This window comes from Frankia sp. Mgl5 (genome assembly GCF_023242985.1).
Classification (GTDB): domain Bacteria; phylum Actinomycetota; class Actinomycetes; order Frankiales; family Frankiaceae; genus Parafrankia; species Parafrankia soli.
Genome location: NZ_JALKFY010000083.1, coordinates 1 through 281, shown reverse-complemented (window position 1 = coordinate 281; position 281 = coordinate 1). Strand labels below are relative to the sequence as shown.

The following is a 281-nucleotide window of genomic DNA, read 5'->3' as shown; positions in this document are numbered from 1 at the left end:
GTCCAGACAAGTGCAAACGCATCACCGCCGATACCGTTGGAGGTTGGTTCCACCACAGTAAGGCAGGCTGCCGTCGCGATCGCGGCATCTATCGCGTTTCCTCCCTTTTTCAACACCTCCAGGCCCGCTTGCGCCGCCAAAGGTTGTGACGTAGCTACCATTCCGTTTCGCGCAAACGAAGCGGCTCTCCGGGAACTGTACGGGTATTCCAATGCATCGAAGTTAAGCAAATGATCCTCCAATGAAAAAGACGTTTATGAAATTAAAACCACTCCATATAC

The 281-nt window shown here is 52.0% G+C and carries 1 protein-coding gene; it reads right to left on the bottom strand.

Annotation, left to right across the window (positions count from 1 at the left end):
* Positions 1 to 230: gamma-glutamyltransferase (locus MXD62_RS08465; protein ID WP_285223994.1), on the bottom strand; the 230-nt coding region annotated here is incomplete at its 3' end.
* Positions 231 to 281: the final 51 nt, after the last annotated feature.